Source organism: Massilibacteroides sp., from assembly GCF_028705895.1.
Taxonomy (GTDB): Bacteria; Bacteroidota; Bacteroidia; order Bacteroidales; family Tannerellaceae; genus Massilibacteroides.
Genome location: NZ_JAQWCQ010000065.1, coordinates 1 through 16,824, shown reverse-complemented (window position 1 = coordinate 16,824; position 16,824 = coordinate 1). Strand labels below are relative to the sequence as shown.

The window sequence follows — 16,824 nt, the reverse complement described above, 5'->3', positions numbered from 1 at the left end:
TGTTTATTGCTGACAGGTTGCTCCCCAGCAGAGCCTGTTTCCTCTTAACGCCCTGGTATAAAGATAGAATATGAAAGTTAATTAATAACAATAATCCAGGAGTTGCTTGGATTTTAAATGGAAAATACTAAAATGAAAAAACTTATTACTCTTTTTGTATCTCTTCTCATCCTGACATCTTGTTCTTCATCATCTGAAAAACTTTTATTAGCTGGCTCCGGTTGGAATAAGTTAGTAATAATAGATAAAGAATCTAAACAGATCGAATGGGAATATCCATTGAACGCGGGTTGGGAATGTAATTCGGTTGACATGGATAAAGCGGGAAATATTCTTTTTTCTTATTCAAAAGGAGCTCAGTTAATTACAAAAGATAAAAAAGTATTATGGGATATTCCGGCACCGGAAAATTGCGAACTTCAAACGGCAAAAGTCCTTCCGGATGGAAATTATCTGCTTGCCTGGTGCGGTAATCCGGCTTCTATTATGGAAGTTGATTCAAAAGGTACGATCTCTTCACAAATTTTTTTCGATACGAAGATAGATGTCCCTCATGCTCAATTCAGGCAGGTAAATAAGAACAATAAAGGAAATTATCTTATCCCATTGTTTCAATCTTCAGATTTGTGGGAAATATCTCCATCGGCCAATGTTGTTAAACAAATTCCTTTAGAGGGAACTCCTTTTTGCACTGCCCTTTTACCAAATGGGAATTATCTTGTTGCCTGTGGCGATGCTCATAGTTATGTTGAACTTGATATAGAAGGGGGAGACGTTGTAAAGGAGGTTCAGGCAAATGATATTGAGGGTATTTCTTTACGTTTTGTAGCACAATTATTACCGACTAAACAGGGAGGGCTTTTCCTTTGTAATTGGCAAGGGCATGGTACAGATCCTGATTTCCCTGATAATCCACAATTAGTTGAATTGGATAATCAGGGAAATATTGTTTGGAGTTTGAATGACAACGCTACATTTGGAATGATCTCTACCGTTTGCGTTGTAAAATAAAACTTATTTTTTCTTTGCTGCTCGTTTTTTAGTAGCAGGTTTATCAGCTGCGGATTCCACAATCTTTTTGCATTCTTCAAGAGTTAAGTCTTCCGGTTTTGCAACAGATTTTGGAATTCTGTAGTTTTTGCCATTATAAGCAATATAAGGGCCATAGCGGCCATTCAGAATTTCCATTGCCGGATCTTCGTCAAACTTCTTAATATTACGCTTTTCTTCTTTTTCGCGTTTCTCTTTTATCAACTCGATTGCTTCTTCAGAAGTAATCGACAGCGGGTCTAACGTTTTAGGAATAGAAACAAATTTGCCCGCGTGACGGATAAAAGGTCCGAATCGTCCTACTGCAGCAACCATCTCTTCTCCTTCGAAATCTCCGATCACGCGAGGAAGATCAAATAGTTTGAGAGCTTCTTCTAAAGTTATCGTTTCTATGGATTGATCTTTCATTAATGAAGCAAACTGAGGCTTCGGTGCATTTTTGTCGTCCGGATTAGCCTGACCTATTTGTGCAATAGGACCATAACGACCGATCTTTACAAAGACCGGTTTCCCACTTTTAGGATCAATCCCTAATTCACGTTCGCCAACTTTATGTTCTGTTTTAATCGCTACCGTTTTTTCTACAATAGGGTGGAATACTTTATAGAACTTATCGATTAAGTTAGTCCATTCCATTTCTCCCTCGGCTACGCTGTCGAATTCCTTTTCAACGCTGGCTGTAAAATTATAATCTAATACATCAGGGAAGTACTCCATTAAGAAATCATTCACCACAATACCTATATCTGTCGGAATGAGTTTGTTTCTGTCAGCACCTGCAATTTCTTTCTTTTCAACATCCTTGATGCCCGTTTTTGAAAGAGTAAGCACATGATATTTTCGTTCAACACCATCTTTATCACCTTTTAAAACATACTCTCTGTTTTGTATTGTCTGAATTGTTGGCGCATAAGTTGACGGACGTCCGATACCTAATTCTTCCAGACTGCGAACTAAGCTCGCTTCTGTATAACGAGGTGGACGTTGTGTGAAACGTTCTGTTGCTATAATATCTTTTCTTGTCAGGACTTCGTTTAATTTAACCGGAGGTAAAATTCCGTTTTCTTCCTTTTCATGCTCATCATCTGTGTCTTCACGATATACCTGAAGGAATCCATCGAATGAAATAACTTCACCTACGGCAACAAATTTTTCTTTTTTATCGGAAATAGAGACAGAAATAGTCGTTCTCTCTAATTCGGCATCAGCCATCTGAGAAGCAATCGTTCGCTTACGTATTAATTCATACAGTTTCTTTTCCTGAGCACTTCCTTCGATATCCGTATTCGCAATATAGGTCGGACGGATTGCCTCATGTGCTTCCTGCGCTCCTTTGCTTTTGGTGTGATATTGACGGAATTTATAATATTTCTCTCCGTAAATATCTATAATAGCTTCTTTGGCTGTACCAAGTGCTAAATCACTTAAATGAACAGAGTCCGTACGCATGTAGGTAATGAATCCCGACTCATATAAGCGTTGAGCAATCATCATCGTTTGCGACACGGAAAATCCTAATTTTCGGGCGGCTTCCTGTTGTAATGTTGATGTCGTAAATGGAGCTGCCGGAGACTTTTTGACAGGTTTTTTTGTGATATCTTCTATTACAAAAGATGCTTTCTGGCAATCTTCTAAGAATTTATATGCATCCTGCTTGTCTTTTAGCCGTTTGTTTAACTCCGCTTTAAGCAGTGTGGTACCGTCCGGTAATATGAAGGTCGCGATTACGCGGAATGAAGCTTCAGATACAAAATCGTTTATCTCGCGTTCTCTCTCTACAATTAAACGTACAGCAACGGATTGAACACGCCCAGCAGATAAAGCCGGTTTAATTTTACGCCAAAGAACCGGAGATAGTTCAAAACCCACAATACGGTCAAGCACGCGTCGCGCTTGTTGTGCATTTACTAAGTCAATATTGACTTCGCGGGGAGTTTCGATAGCGTGCAGAATTGCATTCTTGGTGATTTCATGAAAAACGATACGTTTGGTCTTTTTTGCATCAAGTCCGAGTACTTCAGCCAAATGCCAGGAAATAGCTTCTCCTTCGCGGTCTTCATCGGAAGCGAGCCATACCATGTCGGCTTTTTTAGCTTCGGATTTCAACTCGGAAACAAGCTTTTTCTTATCTGCCGGAACAACGTATTCAGGCGTATAGTTATTTTCAATATCAATACTGAAATCTTTTGTTTTCAGGTCTCGTATATGACCATAGCTGGACATTACCTTAAAATCTTTTCCAAGAAACTTTTCGATTGTTTTCGCTTTAGCCGGAGATTCGACTATTACCAGATTTTTCTGCATATACTCTTTCGTTCTTTTTTGAAATCGAGTGCAAACATACATAAATAATTAACGTAAGGTGGCATCCAAAATGAAAAAAACAGTATTTTGATTCGTCTAATATTCGATTTACTATGCGTATAGACTATCTTTGTTGGAGTAAATACGGCAAAATGATAAAATGGATGAAGTAAAAAAAATGCTTGCAGAAGGGCAGGTAGAACAAGCAATATATCTATTAAATGAATATCTTATCAAAAATCCGAATGAGGATGAGGCGTACTTTATAAGAGGTAATGCTTATTCTAAAAAAGGTGATTTTCGTCAGGCTTTGAATAACTATCTGAATGCTATGGAAATAAATCCGGATAGTCCGGCTAAACAGGCGCACAGCATGTTAATGAAAATCATGGAGTTCTATAATAAGGACATGTATAATCATTAACCTGCTGCGCTCTGATCAGAATAAATTATTTTCCGGATTTATCAATCTTATGTTCTTTGATATAAAGATCGAAATTATCGCTACCTGCAGATTCCTGATAAATAACCAGATCGAAATCATTTACAACAGTGACTAAATGATTTACTACCTCTGCGACGATAATTTCATAGTCAGCCCATACGGTTGTATTGGTGAACGAATAAAGTTCGATAGGAAGACCTTGCGTTGTAAGTTGTAGTTCCCTGACTAATAAGGTCATATTCTTATTAATTTTCGGATGATGGCGAAGATAATCCGTGCAATATTGAATGAATAAATCAACATTGGTTATTGCGTTTATACCTGCCAGAAAGTTCTCATTACCCTGAACTTCAACCGTATTTCCCTTTTGTTTGGATTCAATATATTTTTTTAGTCCTTCTATTTTCTTGAATTTCTCCAACTCTTTATTTGTCATAAATCGAACGCGATCATACCTGACATGGAAGACGCGCTTAAAACGTCTTGCCCCAACATCCTTCATACCTCTCCAGTTTTGAAACGAATCCGAGATTAATGCATAAGTTGGGATTGTCGTAATTGTTTTATCGAAATTACGGACTTTGACTGTAGTCAGGTTTATTTCTTCCACATCACCGTCTGCGCCATATTTGTTCATTGTGATCCAGTCTCCAATACGCACCATATCGTTTGTTGATATTTGTATGCTACCTACAAATCCCATAATTGTATCTTTAAACATCAATAAAAGAACAGCAGAGGCAGCTCCCATAGCGGCAAAAAATCCTGTAGCAGATTTTCCTGTGAGTATGGCGTAAATAGCTACAGCTCCGAATATGAAAAAGAAAATTTGTATTACCTGATAATAGCTTTTCATCGGTTTGTTCTTAAATGCAGGTTTTTCTTCCAGAACATTTCCGAATGAACGAACTAAAGACATGATAGTCCAAATAATCATAAAAACCATATATACATCCACCAATTTGTACATTGGCGTAATGAATGACTTGAAATCATAGAAAATTACAGGAATACTTGTTCTGACAAAAGTATAAGGCACAACCAAAGCCAGATAATGAGGCAGCCTGTTGTTCGTCGTATGATTAAAAAAGGATAACTTAGTAACTGACGCAATTCGTTTAAATACGTAAGTGAGAATATGATTTACCAAATATTGTAGAAGAAAAACAACTCCAATAGTCAATAAAAGCAAGATGATAATTTTAATATACGCAGTCCACATATGAGAAAATCCCCAATCAGTTAATAGATTATCCATCCATACTGCAATTTTATCCGTTAGTGAACCATATGTTTGTTCTATTTCCTCAAATTCTTCCATAAATCTTGTCAAATGTATTAATAATGCGGGGATGCAAATCAAAAATTGATGTTAATACCTACCATGGCATTGAAGCCTTGCGCAGGATAACCATATAAGAGATCATATTCCTGAAATAACAAATTGTTTAACTGACCATATATTCCAACGTTGGATGTAAGATTATATGATGCGGTAACATTGAGTTCGTTGATATTATCCATGTCAATGGCTTCCCAGTCGTACGATACGGTTTGAGCCGTTTTGCGCCCGCTTCCTAAATAATATTTGGCACTAACAGTCAATTTATCAATAGGGCGAACGTCGATGTTTGCAGTTATCTCCGTTTTAGGACGTCCGTAAGGCTCAAAGTCGGGAACAATGCCGGATGTCCAATTGTCAGATTCTTTTATATCCCAATTGTTGAAAACTCCTTTCAATGAAAAATCGAACAAACTCTGATAACTGTATTTTAGCTGACCACCAAAATATAATACTTTAGAATCTAATCCGATTACGTTACTGAAATTTCCAAAGTTGTTTTCTGTTCCAGACAGGATTGTCTCTTGCGTGAAAAATGCGTCATTGTTTGTTGCCTTATAACCGGCAAAAACATCAAACCAAAATCCCGGAGCAACACCACTCTTTAGCCCTACAATACCATCTAACCAATTACGAGAGGGCTGTACTGCTAACCATGGATTAATATATCTGTTCATTTGAGACAGTTCGTATGCGCTATTCGATTGTATTTTCCCATCTGCCTTGAGGTACAAGACTGTCTTATTGGCTATCTCAACATCTGCAGCAATATTAGGGGATACAAATAATTTGTCATTATCTCCTGTTATTGCCATCACATTCGCTCCTAACTTAATTTTCCAGATATCACCTTCCACTTTATAATATGGAGACAAGGTAATTTCTGCATGATTCTCAAATTCCGGAACAATTAAAGCAGTGGCAGGAAGAGTAGGCAGGCTATAACTGAAGAAATCGGCTTTCCCATCTACTCCAATTAGTTGATTACCCCCGAATGGAGTATTTAGGCCAGCTTTAACGCTGATTGTATTTTCTTTTATTCCATCATCTGCTTTAGACAACCCATATTTATGCGAGAAGTTTGTATAGTCAAAATCCAATAGATAACCGAGCGATGCACCTTCTTTCGAATTTACGCCTGCATTTAGTCGGATCTGTTGATCTATTTGTTTTGTTTCACTATCTACTAAAAGAGGTATGGATGATACCGGATTGGAGATTGGATAACCAAAATAGTTGAATGCATTATATCCATAACGAGCGCCTAATTTCAATGTGGCTTTATCGAAATAATGCATAAAATTCAGTCCACCAAGATTGTCATTCAGATGTACTTTCTGCTTTGTTCCTTTCTCTTGCAAGTATTCTCTTTTTCCACCACTTGAACGGTGTGAGAAGAATAGATTTAGTTGATCCTTATCCGTATTTAAGATATGATAACCCAAATCTCCATTTATGTTAGTATAAGTCCCGACTCCTACATTCAAATACCCTTTGTTCTTATTATAGACGATGTCGGTCATAACCTTTCCTGAAGGAAGAACGCTTATTTCCTTGTCCGGATCGGTTGGGACAGCTTGTGTTGCGTAGTCAATTGTTGTCTTCTTTATTTCAGGTTGCTTGATAATCGGTAAGGTATTAACTTTGTTCGCATCCTGTACAGAAGGGTCATATTCGCGTTCGAGTGTTAATTCCCTTTTAAGATTATTGTCTTGCGCCTGCACGCTACCTGCGATGGCAATCAATGCTACGAGAGACCATGTTTTTACATTATATATTGTTTTCATCGCTTTCTTTTATTTCTTTAGTTTACCCAATCTGTCTTCAATCATATCACTAATATCATCCTGTCCCTTGTAGTTATTTTGCAAACTGGTCAGGTATTGTCTCGCTTGGAAATCATCTTCTTTGCTGATATAAATATCTGCAAGCAGAATAAATCCGCGAGCCAGCCAATATTGGTGAGGTGTCCCATTTTCAATGAAGTTCATCAACTCTTTTTCAGCTTTATCTCCCTGATTATCGTTGAAATAAAGTTGAGCCAGCAAATATTTAGCTTCAGCTCCCTGAACTGTTCTTGTGTCTTTACTCAATACCTGTAAATCAGCCAAAGCCTTCTTTTCTTGTTTCTGAGAAATATAAGCTTTAGCACGGATATAACGTGCTTCAATCTGTACTTCCGGAGAAAGTTTAGGATCTTCGAGCAGTTGATTAGCTGCTTGTAGTGCTTCCAAAGGTTGATTTGAATATTGCGCGCTTCGCATTAATCCAAGTTTAGCTGCCACAATATTCTCCGGATTTTCGGCAATAACAAGTAGCGTTTTAAAACTTTCTAAAGATTCGGAATAATCCTTATTCATATATTCTATTTCTGCTTTACGTGCTAAAGCTTCTTCGCGGAACTTCAATTCTCCGCTATCTAACACTTTTTCAAATAAACGGATAGCCTGATCGTATTCTTTATGAGAGAAAGCAATAGATCCGAGATAATAATTCGCATTCGTGCTGAATGCTCCTTCCGGGAAAGATTGCAGGTAGTTCTCCAGGCTTCGTTTAGCTCCTGTGTTATCCCCACGCATAAACAATTTTTCGGCTGCGATATAAGTTAGAGAATCCTGTTCACTGATTTCAAAACGAGCATTACCGCCACGTGAGTTTATGTAATTTGCATATGAACTGACATCGTTCAAATCAACATACACTGATTTTAAATCTTGCATAGCCACTTTTGCTTCGTCGCTGCCTGGATAGATTTCTATAACTTTTTTGTATTCTTCTGCCGCTTTCTCCAATTGATTATCATTGTAATAGAGAAGAGCTAACTGAACGCCTGCTTTACGCGCGAGACTACTTTGAGGGAACTGACTGATGAGTGTGTTGAATGCATCTGCAGCCCCTTTGCTTTCTTCTAACATTACAAAGGCACGCCCTTTTTCAAACAAAGCATCATCCACGTATTGAGACTGAGGATAATCTCCGATCAGACGATCCATTGCATTTATTTTTCCACGATAATCTTTTTGTAGTCCTAAAAGGAAACCTCGTTGGTAAACGGCATAATCGCCTGACGATGGTTGTAGGTGAGATGCACGTGCATATGCTGACTCCGCATCAGAGAACTGGCGGTTGTTGAAAAGACAATCTCCGATGCGATTGTATGCATCGGCATAAGAAGCGGCTTGTTGGTTGCTCTCTATATCCACATATTGACGAAAACGGGATAACGCTTCGTGATATAGGTTTTGCTTAAAATAACTGTATCCTAAATTATAATAAGCTAACGCATACATATCCGTATTACGAAGGCGCGTACTATTCAGATACGTATTATAATCTGCTGCTGCTTTTGCATAGTTTCCTTTACGATAAGATGTTTCTCCTCTCCAGAAATAAGCATCGCTTCTTGCTTCCTGATTATAGGTTCCAAGTGCAATGGCTTTACTGAGGTAGTCCTCCGCTTCATCTAAGTTCATATTTGTAAAGGCTTCTGTTCCTAATTGGAATAAAACGTTTTGTTTAGCCTCAAGTATTTTAGTGCCCGGACGATTGATTTTATCAATAGATGTTAGTGCCGCTTTATAATTTTTGGTGGTCAGGTAAACTTCCGTTAAATAGTCATTTACGCGGTCATTATATTTTGAATTGGGAAAATCATTGAGAAAATCTTCAAAGACAGTAACTGATTCCCCGAATCCGGAGAAAGATGTTTCATGAAGAAGTAATGCGTAATTATACAATGCTACTTCTCTAACCTGTTTGTCAAAATTAGCAGTTGCCGCCGCCTCAAAAGACATACGCGCATTGTTCTTATCATTAAGTTTCAGATAACACTGTCCAAGATACAAATACGCATTTTGTGTCAACTCGTCGCTCTTTGTTACAACGCGTCCTAACATGTCAGCAGCACTATTATAGTTTTTTTGGTTATAATAGCAAACTCCTAAAATATAAAGATCTCCACGTAATGGACTATCTGTCATGGATACATATTTTGACAGATGTTCTGTTGCTTTATTCTGATTGCCGAGGCGATAATACGAATTCCCGACAATACGGTGTACTTCATTATTATTTGCTTCATTCGGATAAGATTGCAGCAAACTTTCACCTTCTTTAGTTACTCTGTCGAATTTATTCTGGATAAAATAGATCTGAGTAATATAATACTGAGACAAAACTCCGAATTCTTTCTTTTCTTTTAGTTTGGAGAACTCGCTTAATGCTTTGTCGTAATTTCCGTCAATATAATCTAAGTAAGCTACATAATAGCTCGAAGCGGTTCTGTATGTTTTCCCAATTTGCTGGATTCTCGTAAAATAACTTCGTGCTTTATCTTTCTCACCCGTTTGTAATAAAGAATAGGCGAGGCGGAATGAATAAGCCTCTTGCTGATCCGGATTAAGCAAATCGATATCTGATTCACCAAACCAGAATACTGCCTTGTCATATTCTCCCCGATCAAAATGAACAGAAGCGATCATAAAGTTGATGATGGATTGATGCCGTGTATCCGGATAGTTGTCCAGGAACTCTTTGAGTAAAAGGTCTGTATTTGCACGTCCCTGCGCAAAGGCAGATGCAACCAGCATAAAATCAGCTTCCTGTATCAGGTCTGCATCAGTCGCTGTTGTTTTAAATGCTTGTAGTTTGTCTATACAACCGGCATAATTTTTCAAACTAAACAACTCTTTGCCCTCAATAAATAAACGGTCTGCCGCTTCATACTGGTGATTGCGTTGTCCGTAAGCTGTGTGGCTACCTATTACAACACACAGCGAAATAAGAATTTTTTTCATCAGCCTTTAGCTTTTTGTTGTGAAGCACTTTAGCTTCGTCAGTTCTTTTCATGCAAATATAAAAATAAGGGCGTAATAAAAAGCCCTTATCTATACTTTGTTGTAGAAATTAAACATTAATTACTAACAAAAACAAGAATCGTGTAATAACAATTATCTTTATTATCTTTATTATCTTTGCTCTCAAACGTTAATTTAAACATTGTTATCTATTTAGTTTATGTCAGACGATAAGAAAGTAATTTTTTCGATGGTGGGGGTGTCTAAAACTTTTCCTCCGCAAAAACAAGTTCTCAAAAACATATATCTGTCCTTTTTCTATGGAGCAAAAATCGGTATTATCGGTTTGAATGGTTCCGGAAAATCTACCTTACTGAAGATTATAGCCGGTATTGAGAAAGAATACCAAGGTGAAGTGGTGTTTTCACCCGGATATTCTGTCGGATATTTGGAGCAGGATCCTCAGTTGGAATCCGGTAAAACAGTAAAGGAAATTGTTCAGGAGGGGGTACAGGAAATCGTTGATACTCTTAAAGAATATGAAGAGGTCAATGAACGATTCGGCGATCCGGAAGTTTTGGATGATCCGGATAAAATGGATGCGTTGATTGCACGTCAGGCCGAATTGCAGGATAAGATAGATGCGACGGATGCATGGAACTTGGATAGTCGTTTGGAAAGAGCAATGGACGCACTTCGTTGTCCGCCTGAAGATCAGGTCGTGGATACTTTATCCGGAGGTGAACGCCGTCGTGTTGCCCTGTGTCGTCTTTTACTTCAACAACCGGATGTATTATTGCTCGATGAACCTACCAACCACTTAGATGCTGAATCAATCGACTGGTTAGAACAACATTTGCAGCAGTATGAAGGTACGGTTATTTGTATTACGCACGACCGTTACTTCTTAGATCATGTTGCCGGCTGGATTCTCGAATTAGACCGTGGCGAAGGTATTCCATGGAAAGGAAACTATTCTTCCTGGTTGGATCAGAAAACAAAACGAATGGCGCAGGAAGAAAAACAAGTCAGCAAGCGTCGTAAAACATTAGAACGTGAATTGGAATGGATAAATATGGCACCCAAGGCACGTCAGGCAAAAGGTAAGGCTCGTTTAAATTCGTACGAAAAATTGTTGAATGAAGACGCAGCGGAACGTGAAGCTAAATTGGAAATCTTTATACCTAACGGTCCTCGTCTTGGAAATAAAGTGATAGAAGCCAAAGACGTAACAAAAGCTTTTGGTGAAAAGCTGCTTTTCGATAATCTGAATTTTATGCTTCCTCCTAATGGTATCGTAGGTGTAATCGGACCGAATGGTGCGGGTAAAACTACGTTGTTCAAGATGATCATGGGTATGGAAGCGGTAGATAAGGGAACGTTTGAAGTAGGAGAGACCGTCGCTTTAGGCTATGCAGACCAGACACATAAAGATATTGATCCGAAGAAAACGGTATATCAGGTTGTTTCGGGAGGAAATGAGTTTATCCGTGTGGGAGGTAAGGAAATAAATGCAAGAGCATATCTTTCTAAATTTAATTTTGCCGGAGCAGATCAGGAGAAACTTTGTGGTGTTCTTTCAGGTGGAGAGAAGAATCGTCTGCATTTAGCCCTAACCCTGAAAGCTGAAGCAAATGTGTTATTACTTGATGAGCCGACCAATGATATAGACGTGAATACGCTTCGTGCCTTAGAGGAAGGCTTGGAAAACTTTGCCGGCTGTGCCGTCGTTATTTCGCACGACCGTTGGTTCTTAGACCGTATCTGTACACATATTCTTTCTTTTGAGGGTAATTCGGAAGTTGTTTACTACGAAGGTTCATATTCTGATTATGAAGAATATAAAAGAAAACAGTCCGGATATGAAGAACCCAAACGTGTACGTTATCGTAAATTAATTGTTGACTAACTATAAATTTAAGAATTATGAAAAAAAGAATGCTTTCTGCTTTCTTAATGGCTGCGGCCGTATTTATGGGTACTACTTTCGTGCAGGCTCAAAAGACCGTGAAATTATTTAACGGAAAGGACTTGTCTAATTGGAGTTTTATTGTTGATAAGAATGCTGTTCCTGCAGAACAGGTTTTCTCTGTTCGTGACGGAGCGATTCATATCGCCGGCCAACCTTTTGGTTATATGTACACGAAAGAAAAATATGGTGACTATAAACTAAACGTAGAATGGCGTTGGGTAGGAGAGGCTACGAATAGCGGTATCTTCTTACTGATTGAAGAAACAAAGAATCCTTTTCCAAACGGAATAGAATGTCAGTTGGCCGCAGGAAAAGCCGGAGACTTTGTATTGTTAGGCGGTTCGGATTTATTTGAGTTTCATCAACGTCCCGGAACAGAACGTCCTGCTTTTCCGGTTGTTGAAAGAACAAATCCAAGTAGTGAGAAAGCAACAGGTGAATGGAACAGAGCGACTATTTATGTAAAGGATGGAGTTATCACGGTGTTTGTTAATGGTGTATATCAGAATACGGGAACAAACAAAGTGAAGTCCGGGCATATCGGATTGCAAAGTGAAGGTAAAGACATTCAGTTTAGAAATGTTGTCTTGACAAAGCTCTAAGTATAATACGCGACAGGCTTCGTAAAAGTCCGCATAGCCTTTTTCTAAATCCCTCCTTTGCAAAACAAAGGGGGGATTTAATAAATAACCGAAAAACAAAAATTTAAACAAGCTCTAAGACGTTTTCGTTAGTCTGCAATCTTCAAAACTGCAGGACAATGATCCGAATGAACTGCCTCATTTAGAATATAAGCTTCTTTGACTACTTCTTTTAATGATTCAGTAACCATGCAATAGTCAATTCTCCATCCCTTATTTTTAGAACGTGCATTAAAACGATAACTCCACCATGTGTATTGTTGTTTCTCCGGATTCAGAAAACGGAAAGTATCAATATATCCGGCATTCAGGAAGCGACTCATCCATTCCCGTTCTTCAGGTAAGAATCCACTGTTTTTTGCATTTCCTTTCGGATCGTGTATGTCTATCGGTTCATGACATATATTATAGTCACCGCAAAGGATTAGATTAGGACGTGATTGTTTCAGTTCTTCCACATAACGTTGAAAATCTTCTAACCATTCCATTTTGAAATCCTGACGCACATCGCCACTACTCCCTGAAGGATGATAAACGCTGACAACAGATACCTCTCCGTAATCAGCACGGATGAACCTGCCTTCATTGTCATATTTTTCAATCCCCATACCGTATTCAATATGATCGGGAGTTTTTTTTGTTAGAATAGCTACACCGCTATATCCTTTTTTCTGCGCGCAGCAGAGATAAGATTTGTATCCTAATTCATCAAAAACTTCTGCCGGAAATTGATCCAATTGCAATTTGGTTTCCTGAATACAAAGTACATCCGGCTGTTCTGCTTTGATCCATTCGGGCAATCCCTTTGTAACAGCTGCCCGTAGTCCGTTTACATTATACGTTATTATCTTCAATTTGTTGAGTTTAAATTTATATTGAAGTCAAATATACAACATCTTTGTTGTATTGTTGTTATTAGCTATAATGCAAATATTTATCTATTTTTGTTTTTGTAAATAACAGGATTATGCTCGAAGATTTAATGAATTATATTTATGGGTTGTTGGAAAGTACCGTAATAACTCCTTATACTGCAACTCTGAAATTGTTTATAAGTTTTGTCTTAGGTGGTGTTATCGGTGTCGAACGTCAGTTCAGACGACGAGATGCAGGGATGCGTACTTTTACATTAATCTGTATGGGCTCTACGGCAGCTATGTTGATCTCTATATGGATTCCGCAATGTTATCCTGATTTTTTAAATGGTGATCCGGGACGAATTGCGGCTCAGGTACTGACGGGTATCGGTTTTCTTGGAGCCGGAGCAATCATACAAAGTCATGGAAGCGTTCAGGGATTGACTACTGCAGCTTGTATCTGGGTAATGGCCGTTGTTGGGTTGGCGGTAGGAGCGGGTATGTATCTGGCTGCTATTATAACAACATTGTTTTCCCTGTTTGTATTAGTTTCTCTTGAAAGATTAGAAAAGAGAATGTATCTGGATGGAGTGAATAAAATATTGGCAATCCATTGTTCGGTTTCAACTCCCGACTTAAAATTGATCAGAAAAACGTTGGAGTCAAAAAAAGTCTATATTGTAAGTGTTTCTTACGAACAGGATTATGAGACAAATACCTCTGTTATAACCTATAAAGTGAATGTGAATATGAATTCATCCTATTCAGCTTTATTTGCAGAGATACGTAAATTAGGATATATCTCCCAAATAAAGCTGTTGGCTTGATTTCTTTTTAAAATGTGTAATCTACACAGGCTCTGTCTGCTTTGACCGGGCCTATTAATTGTTTGGATACAGCAACATGATCCGGGTGATTCGCATACGTGTTTAAATCATCAAGCGAATCAAATTCCGTAGTCAATATAATATCCCAGCTTTCTGCCGGATTGCAATTAAAATCTACCTGAATAAATTTTAACACACTGATTTTACCGAACAAACCTTCCAGACCAGCCTTGATGCTTTGCTGGCATTCGCTTTTTGCCGTTTCCGACTCAAATTCCTTTAATTTGAATAATACAATATGTCTGATCATCTTTTTATAATATTAAATTTCTTCATCTAAATAAGAGTCTTTATACCCGAGAAAATAAAGAACACCATCCAGACCAATCGTAGAAATAGACTGTTTCGCCGTTTCCTTCACTTTAGGTTTTGCATGGAAGGCAATGCCGAGTCCTGCTATACTGATCATCGGTAAGTCGTTCGCTCCGTCACCAACAGCGACAGTCTGACGAATGTCCACATTCTCTACCTGTGCAATAAGACGCAAAAGTTCAGCCTTTCGCTTACCGTCCACAATATCCCCTATATAGTTCCCTGTTAACTTTCCATCTTCAATTTCAAGCTCATTGGCATATACATAATCTATATTGTATTTTTGTTTCAGATAATTACCGAAATAAGTAAATCCCCCCGATAGAATGGCTATTTTAAACCCGATTTTCTTTAAAATGCGCATCAAGCGATCCGCTCCTTCAGTAATCGGCAGGTTTTCAGCAATCTCTTGCATAACAGACGCATCTAAACCCTTTAGCAAAGCACAACGTTGTGTGAAGCTTTCATTGAAATCTATTTCTCCACGCATAGCAGCCTCAGTTATCTTTTTTACTTCTTTTCCCACTCCGGCACGCTCAGCCAATTCATCAATAACCTCTGTGCGGATCAAAGTAGAATCCATATCAAAACAGATCAAACGACGCATTCTGCGGTACATACTCTCTTCCTGGAAAGAAATATCCATTTCTAATTCCGATGATAGCTGCATGAAGTCAGACTTCATTTTTTCTTTATTCAAAGGAGTGCCACGGATAGAGAATTCGACACTTGCTTTAGGAGTCCGTTCGCTTTCCTCCAGGGGAATACGTCCAGTGAGTCTCTTAATGTCGTCAATGTTCATACCTTGACTTGCAACAATCTGTGATACCCCGGCTATCTGTTTGGCGGTCAGCTTACGTCCTAATATTGTTATAATATACCGGTTCTTCCCCTGCATACTAACCCATTTGCTATATTCTTCTTCAGTAATAGGATTAAAGCGGATGTTTACGCCAAGTTCGTATCCTTTAAAAAGAACATCTTTCATAATTATACCAGAATCAACCGTTGGCGATTGAAATAAAATACCAAGAGAAAGATTGTTGTGAATGTCTGCCTGTCCGATATCCAGGATTACTGCATCGTTTTTTGCAAGAATTTCTGTTAAGGCAGCGGTAACACCCGGTTTATCGGTTCCGCTAATTGTAATAAGTATAATCTCGTTCGTTTGTTCCATTATGAGACATTGTCGTGTATTTGTTCTACAAATGTAAGTAAGTTCCTCTAATAAAGGAAAGAGCTCTTCTTTTTTTATTTAAAATGCAATATAACATATAAAAAAAGTTGCTTCTTGTCGTTTTTTTATTATTTAATTAGGCGGGTTTGCCAATATGTTTTATCTTTGCGCGTTCGAATGAATTTTATGCCTTAGCGAAGGATAGGATTTATTTTCCTGAAAGTCAGGAGTTGGGCTTTTTTTGATTTATTAAAAAACAGCCCGATTAGGTTTAACGAAATAATTAAAATATGAGAGTAAGAACTTATGTTCCTGCTGTATTTGTAGTGCTATTAATAGCTTTATTAACAGTCTCTGCAAGTACGAAAGAAACAAGGTTGGTAACCGGTATTAATCCCGGAGATCTTGCACCAGGAATAAAGTCTTTGGAAAATGGGAGTGATCTCAGTTTCCACAATCATTTGGGACGTTACACATTACTCTGTTTCTGGGCTGCCTATGATGGCGAATCCCGTGCGCGTAACGTAGCGTTATCAAATGAAGTGAATAAATTGGATTCAAAAAAGATTGTGATGTACTCTATTTCCTTAGATGACAATCAATCAATCTTTGAAGAAACTCTGAAGATTGACAAGTTAGACAAAGCGAATCAATTAAGAGAAGGATTCAATTCGAAGTCAACGCTATATAAAGCGTATAAGCTTAAGAGAGGGTTAAAAACGTTCCTGATAGATGATAAAGGAAAAATCATTTCAGTGAATATTCACCCGAAGCAGTTGGCAGAATTATTAAAGAACAGTTAAAACAAGAAAGTTTGTTTATTAGAGTAGATCTCAACTAATTCATTTAGGAATTAGTTGAGATTTTTTTTTGTTCCATATCAAACGCCTTATTATGGATCAGGCAAAATATCGGGTTGTTATGGTAATCATCCATCGTGATACGTCTATACTGCAAACTGGCATTTTAGAGACCAATGTCATCAACTCAAACTTCTTGCTCCACTTTAGTCTTACTATTCATCGAATAATTCCGGCTGAA

At 38.1% G+C, this 16,824-nt stretch carries 13 protein-coding genes; 6 read left to right on the top strand and 7 right to left on the bottom strand.

Translation table 11 applies throughout. The features are described 5' to 3' along the window. Positions 1 to 132 precede the first annotated feature (132 nt). Complete coding sequence (locus tag PHT93_RS13440; RefSeq protein ID WP_300243916.1) at positions 133 to 1,011, top strand: hypothetical protein; 879 nt, start codon at positions 133 to 135, stop codon at positions 1,009 to 1,011. A 3-nt stretch (positions 1,012 to 1,014) separates the two neighbouring features. On the opposite strand, the gene topA is transcribed toward PHT93_RS13440, so the two are convergent. After that, on the bottom strand, positions 1,015 to 3,354 hold the full coding sequence (gene topA, locus PHT93_RS13435) for a type I DNA topoisomerase (protein WP_300243914.1): 2,340 nt from the start codon (positions 3,352 to 3,354) through the stop codon (positions 1,015 to 1,017). Between the two features lie 160 nt (positions 3,355 to 3,514). Here topA and PHT93_RS13430 point away from each other — a divergent pair, with 160 nt between their 5' ends. Then, entirely contained in the window at positions 3,515 to 3,778 is a 264-nt protein-coding gene (locus PHT93_RS13430) for a tetratricopeptide repeat protein (RefSeq protein ID WP_300243912.1), read from the top strand. A 25-nt stretch (positions 3,779 to 3,803) separates the two neighbouring features. On the opposite strand, the gene PHT93_RS13425 is transcribed toward PHT93_RS13430, so the two are convergent. From PHT93_RS13425 to PHT93_RS13415, 3 genes are read right to left on the bottom strand one after another with little or no spacing between them, the layout of a single operon-like run. Beyond that, positions 3,804 to 5,120 carry a mechanosensitive ion channel domain-containing protein gene (locus tag PHT93_RS13425; RefSeq protein ID WP_300243910.1) on the bottom strand — a complete coding sequence of 439 codons (1,317 nt, stop codon included), beginning with the start codon at positions 5,118 to 5,120 and terminating at the stop codon, positions 3,804 to 3,806. Positions 5,121 to 5,158: 38 nt separating this feature from the next. Continuing rightward, entirely contained in the window at positions 5,159 to 6,928 is a 1,770-nt protein-coding gene (locus tag PHT93_RS13420) for a TonB-dependent receptor (protein ID WP_300243907.1), read from the bottom strand. Between the two features lie 9 nt (positions 6,929 to 6,937). Beyond that, complete coding sequence (locus PHT93_RS13415; RefSeq protein WP_300243905.1) at positions 6,938 to 9,937, bottom strand: tetratricopeptide repeat protein; 3,000 nt, start codon at positions 9,935 to 9,937, stop codon at positions 6,938 to 6,940. 220 nt (positions 9,938 to 10,157) lie between these two features. Between PHT93_RS13415 and ettA the strand changes: the two genes are divergently transcribed. Both ettA and PHT93_RS13405 read left to right on the top strand, forming a co-directional pair. After that, the gene (gene ettA / locus PHT93_RS13410; RefSeq protein ID WP_300243903.1) at positions 10,158 to 11,846 is read left to right on the top strand and encodes an energy-dependent translational throttle protein EttA; all 1,689 of its coding nucleotides are present in this window, start codon (positions 10,158 to 10,160) and stop codon (positions 11,844 to 11,846) included. Positions 11,847 to 11,863: 17 nt separating this feature from the next. Continuing rightward, complete coding sequence (locus tag PHT93_RS13405; RefSeq protein WP_300243901.1) at positions 11,864 to 12,511, top strand: DUF1080 domain-containing protein; 648 nt, start codon at positions 11,864 to 11,866, stop codon at positions 12,509 to 12,511. Positions 12,512 to 12,639: 128 nt separating this feature from the next. On the opposite strand, the gene PHT93_RS13400 is transcribed toward PHT93_RS13405, so the two are convergent. Further along, positions 12,640 to 13,404, bottom strand: coding sequence for an exodeoxyribonuclease III (locus PHT93_RS13400; protein WP_300243899.1), 765 nt, complete (start codon positions 13,402 to 13,404; stop codon positions 12,640 to 12,642). 113 nt (positions 13,405 to 13,517) lie between these two features. On the opposite strand from PHT93_RS13400, the gene PHT93_RS13395 reads away from it, so the two are divergent. Continuing rightward, the gene (locus tag PHT93_RS13395; RefSeq protein ID WP_300243897.1) at positions 13,518 to 14,234 is read left to right on the top strand and encodes an MgtC/SapB family protein; all 717 of its coding nucleotides are present in this window, start codon (positions 13,518 to 13,520) and stop codon (positions 14,232 to 14,234) included. 7 nt (positions 14,235 to 14,241) lie between these two features. Here the strand turns inward: PHT93_RS13395 and PHT93_RS13390 are convergent, their stop codons facing one another. Then, positions 14,242 to 14,544, bottom strand: a complete 303-nt coding sequence (locus PHT93_RS13390) for a Dabb family protein (protein ID WP_300243894.1) — start codon at positions 14,542 to 14,544, stop codon at positions 14,242 to 14,244. Between the two features lie 12 nt (positions 14,545 to 14,556). Further along, entirely contained in the window at positions 14,557 to 15,783 is a 1,227-nt protein-coding gene (serB, locus tag PHT93_RS13385; RefSeq protein WP_300243892.1) for a phosphoserine phosphatase SerB, read from the bottom strand. Positions 15,784 to 16,073: 290 nt separating this feature from the next. Here serB and PHT93_RS13380 point away from each other — a divergent pair, with 290 nt between their 5' ends. Next, entirely contained in the window at positions 16,074 to 16,586 is a 513-nt protein-coding gene (locus PHT93_RS13380; protein ID WP_300243889.1) for a thioredoxin-like domain-containing protein, read from the top strand. Positions 16,587 to 16,824 lie beyond the last annotated feature (238 nt).

Excerpts from the sequence above, each read along its gene's own strand:
- ettA (WP_300243903.1), top strand. The coding sequence starts at position 10,158 with ATGTCAGACGATAAGAAAGTAATTTTTTCGATGGTGGGGGTGTCTAAA.
- topA (WP_300243914.1), bottom strand. The coding sequence starts at position 3,354 with ATGCAGAAAAATCTGGTAATAGTCGAATCTCCGGCTAAAGCGAAAACA.
- PHT93_RS13440 (WP_300243916.1), top strand. The coding sequence starts at position 133 with ATGAAAAAACTTATTACTCTTTTTGTATCTCTTCTCATCCTGACATCT.
- PHT93_RS13420 (WP_300243907.1), bottom strand. The coding sequence starts at position 6,928 with ATGAAAACAATATATAATGTAAAAACATGGTCTCTCGTAGCATTGATT.
- PHT93_RS13390 (WP_300243894.1), bottom strand. The coding sequence starts at position 14,544 with ATGATCAGACATATTGTATTATTCAAATTAAAGGAATTTGAGTCGGAA.
- PHT93_RS13395 (WP_300243897.1), top strand. The coding sequence starts at position 13,518 with ATGCTCGAAGATTTAATGAATTATATTTATGGGTTGTTGGAAAGTACC.
- PHT93_RS13415 (WP_300243905.1), bottom strand. The coding sequence starts at position 9,937 with ATGAAAAAAATTCTTATTTCGCTGTGTGTTGTAATAGGTAGCCACACA.
- PHT93_RS13405 (WP_300243901.1), top strand. The coding sequence starts at position 11,864 with ATGAAAAAAAGAATGCTTTCTGCTTTCTTAATGGCTGCGGCCGTATTT.
- PHT93_RS13425 (WP_300243910.1), bottom strand. The coding sequence starts at position 5,120 with ATGGAAGAATTTGAGGAAATAGAACAAACATATGGTTCACTAACGGAT.
- PHT93_RS13380 (WP_300243889.1), top strand. The coding sequence starts at position 16,074 with ATGAGAGTAAGAACTTATGTTCCTGCTGTATTTGTAGTGCTATTAATA.
- PHT93_RS13430 (WP_300243912.1), top strand. The coding sequence starts at position 3,515 with ATGGATGAAGTAAAAAAAATGCTTGCAGAAGGGCAGGTAGAACAAGCA.
- serB (WP_300243892.1), bottom strand. The coding sequence starts at position 15,783 with ATGGAACAAACGAACGAGATTATACTTATTACAATTAGCGGAACCGAT.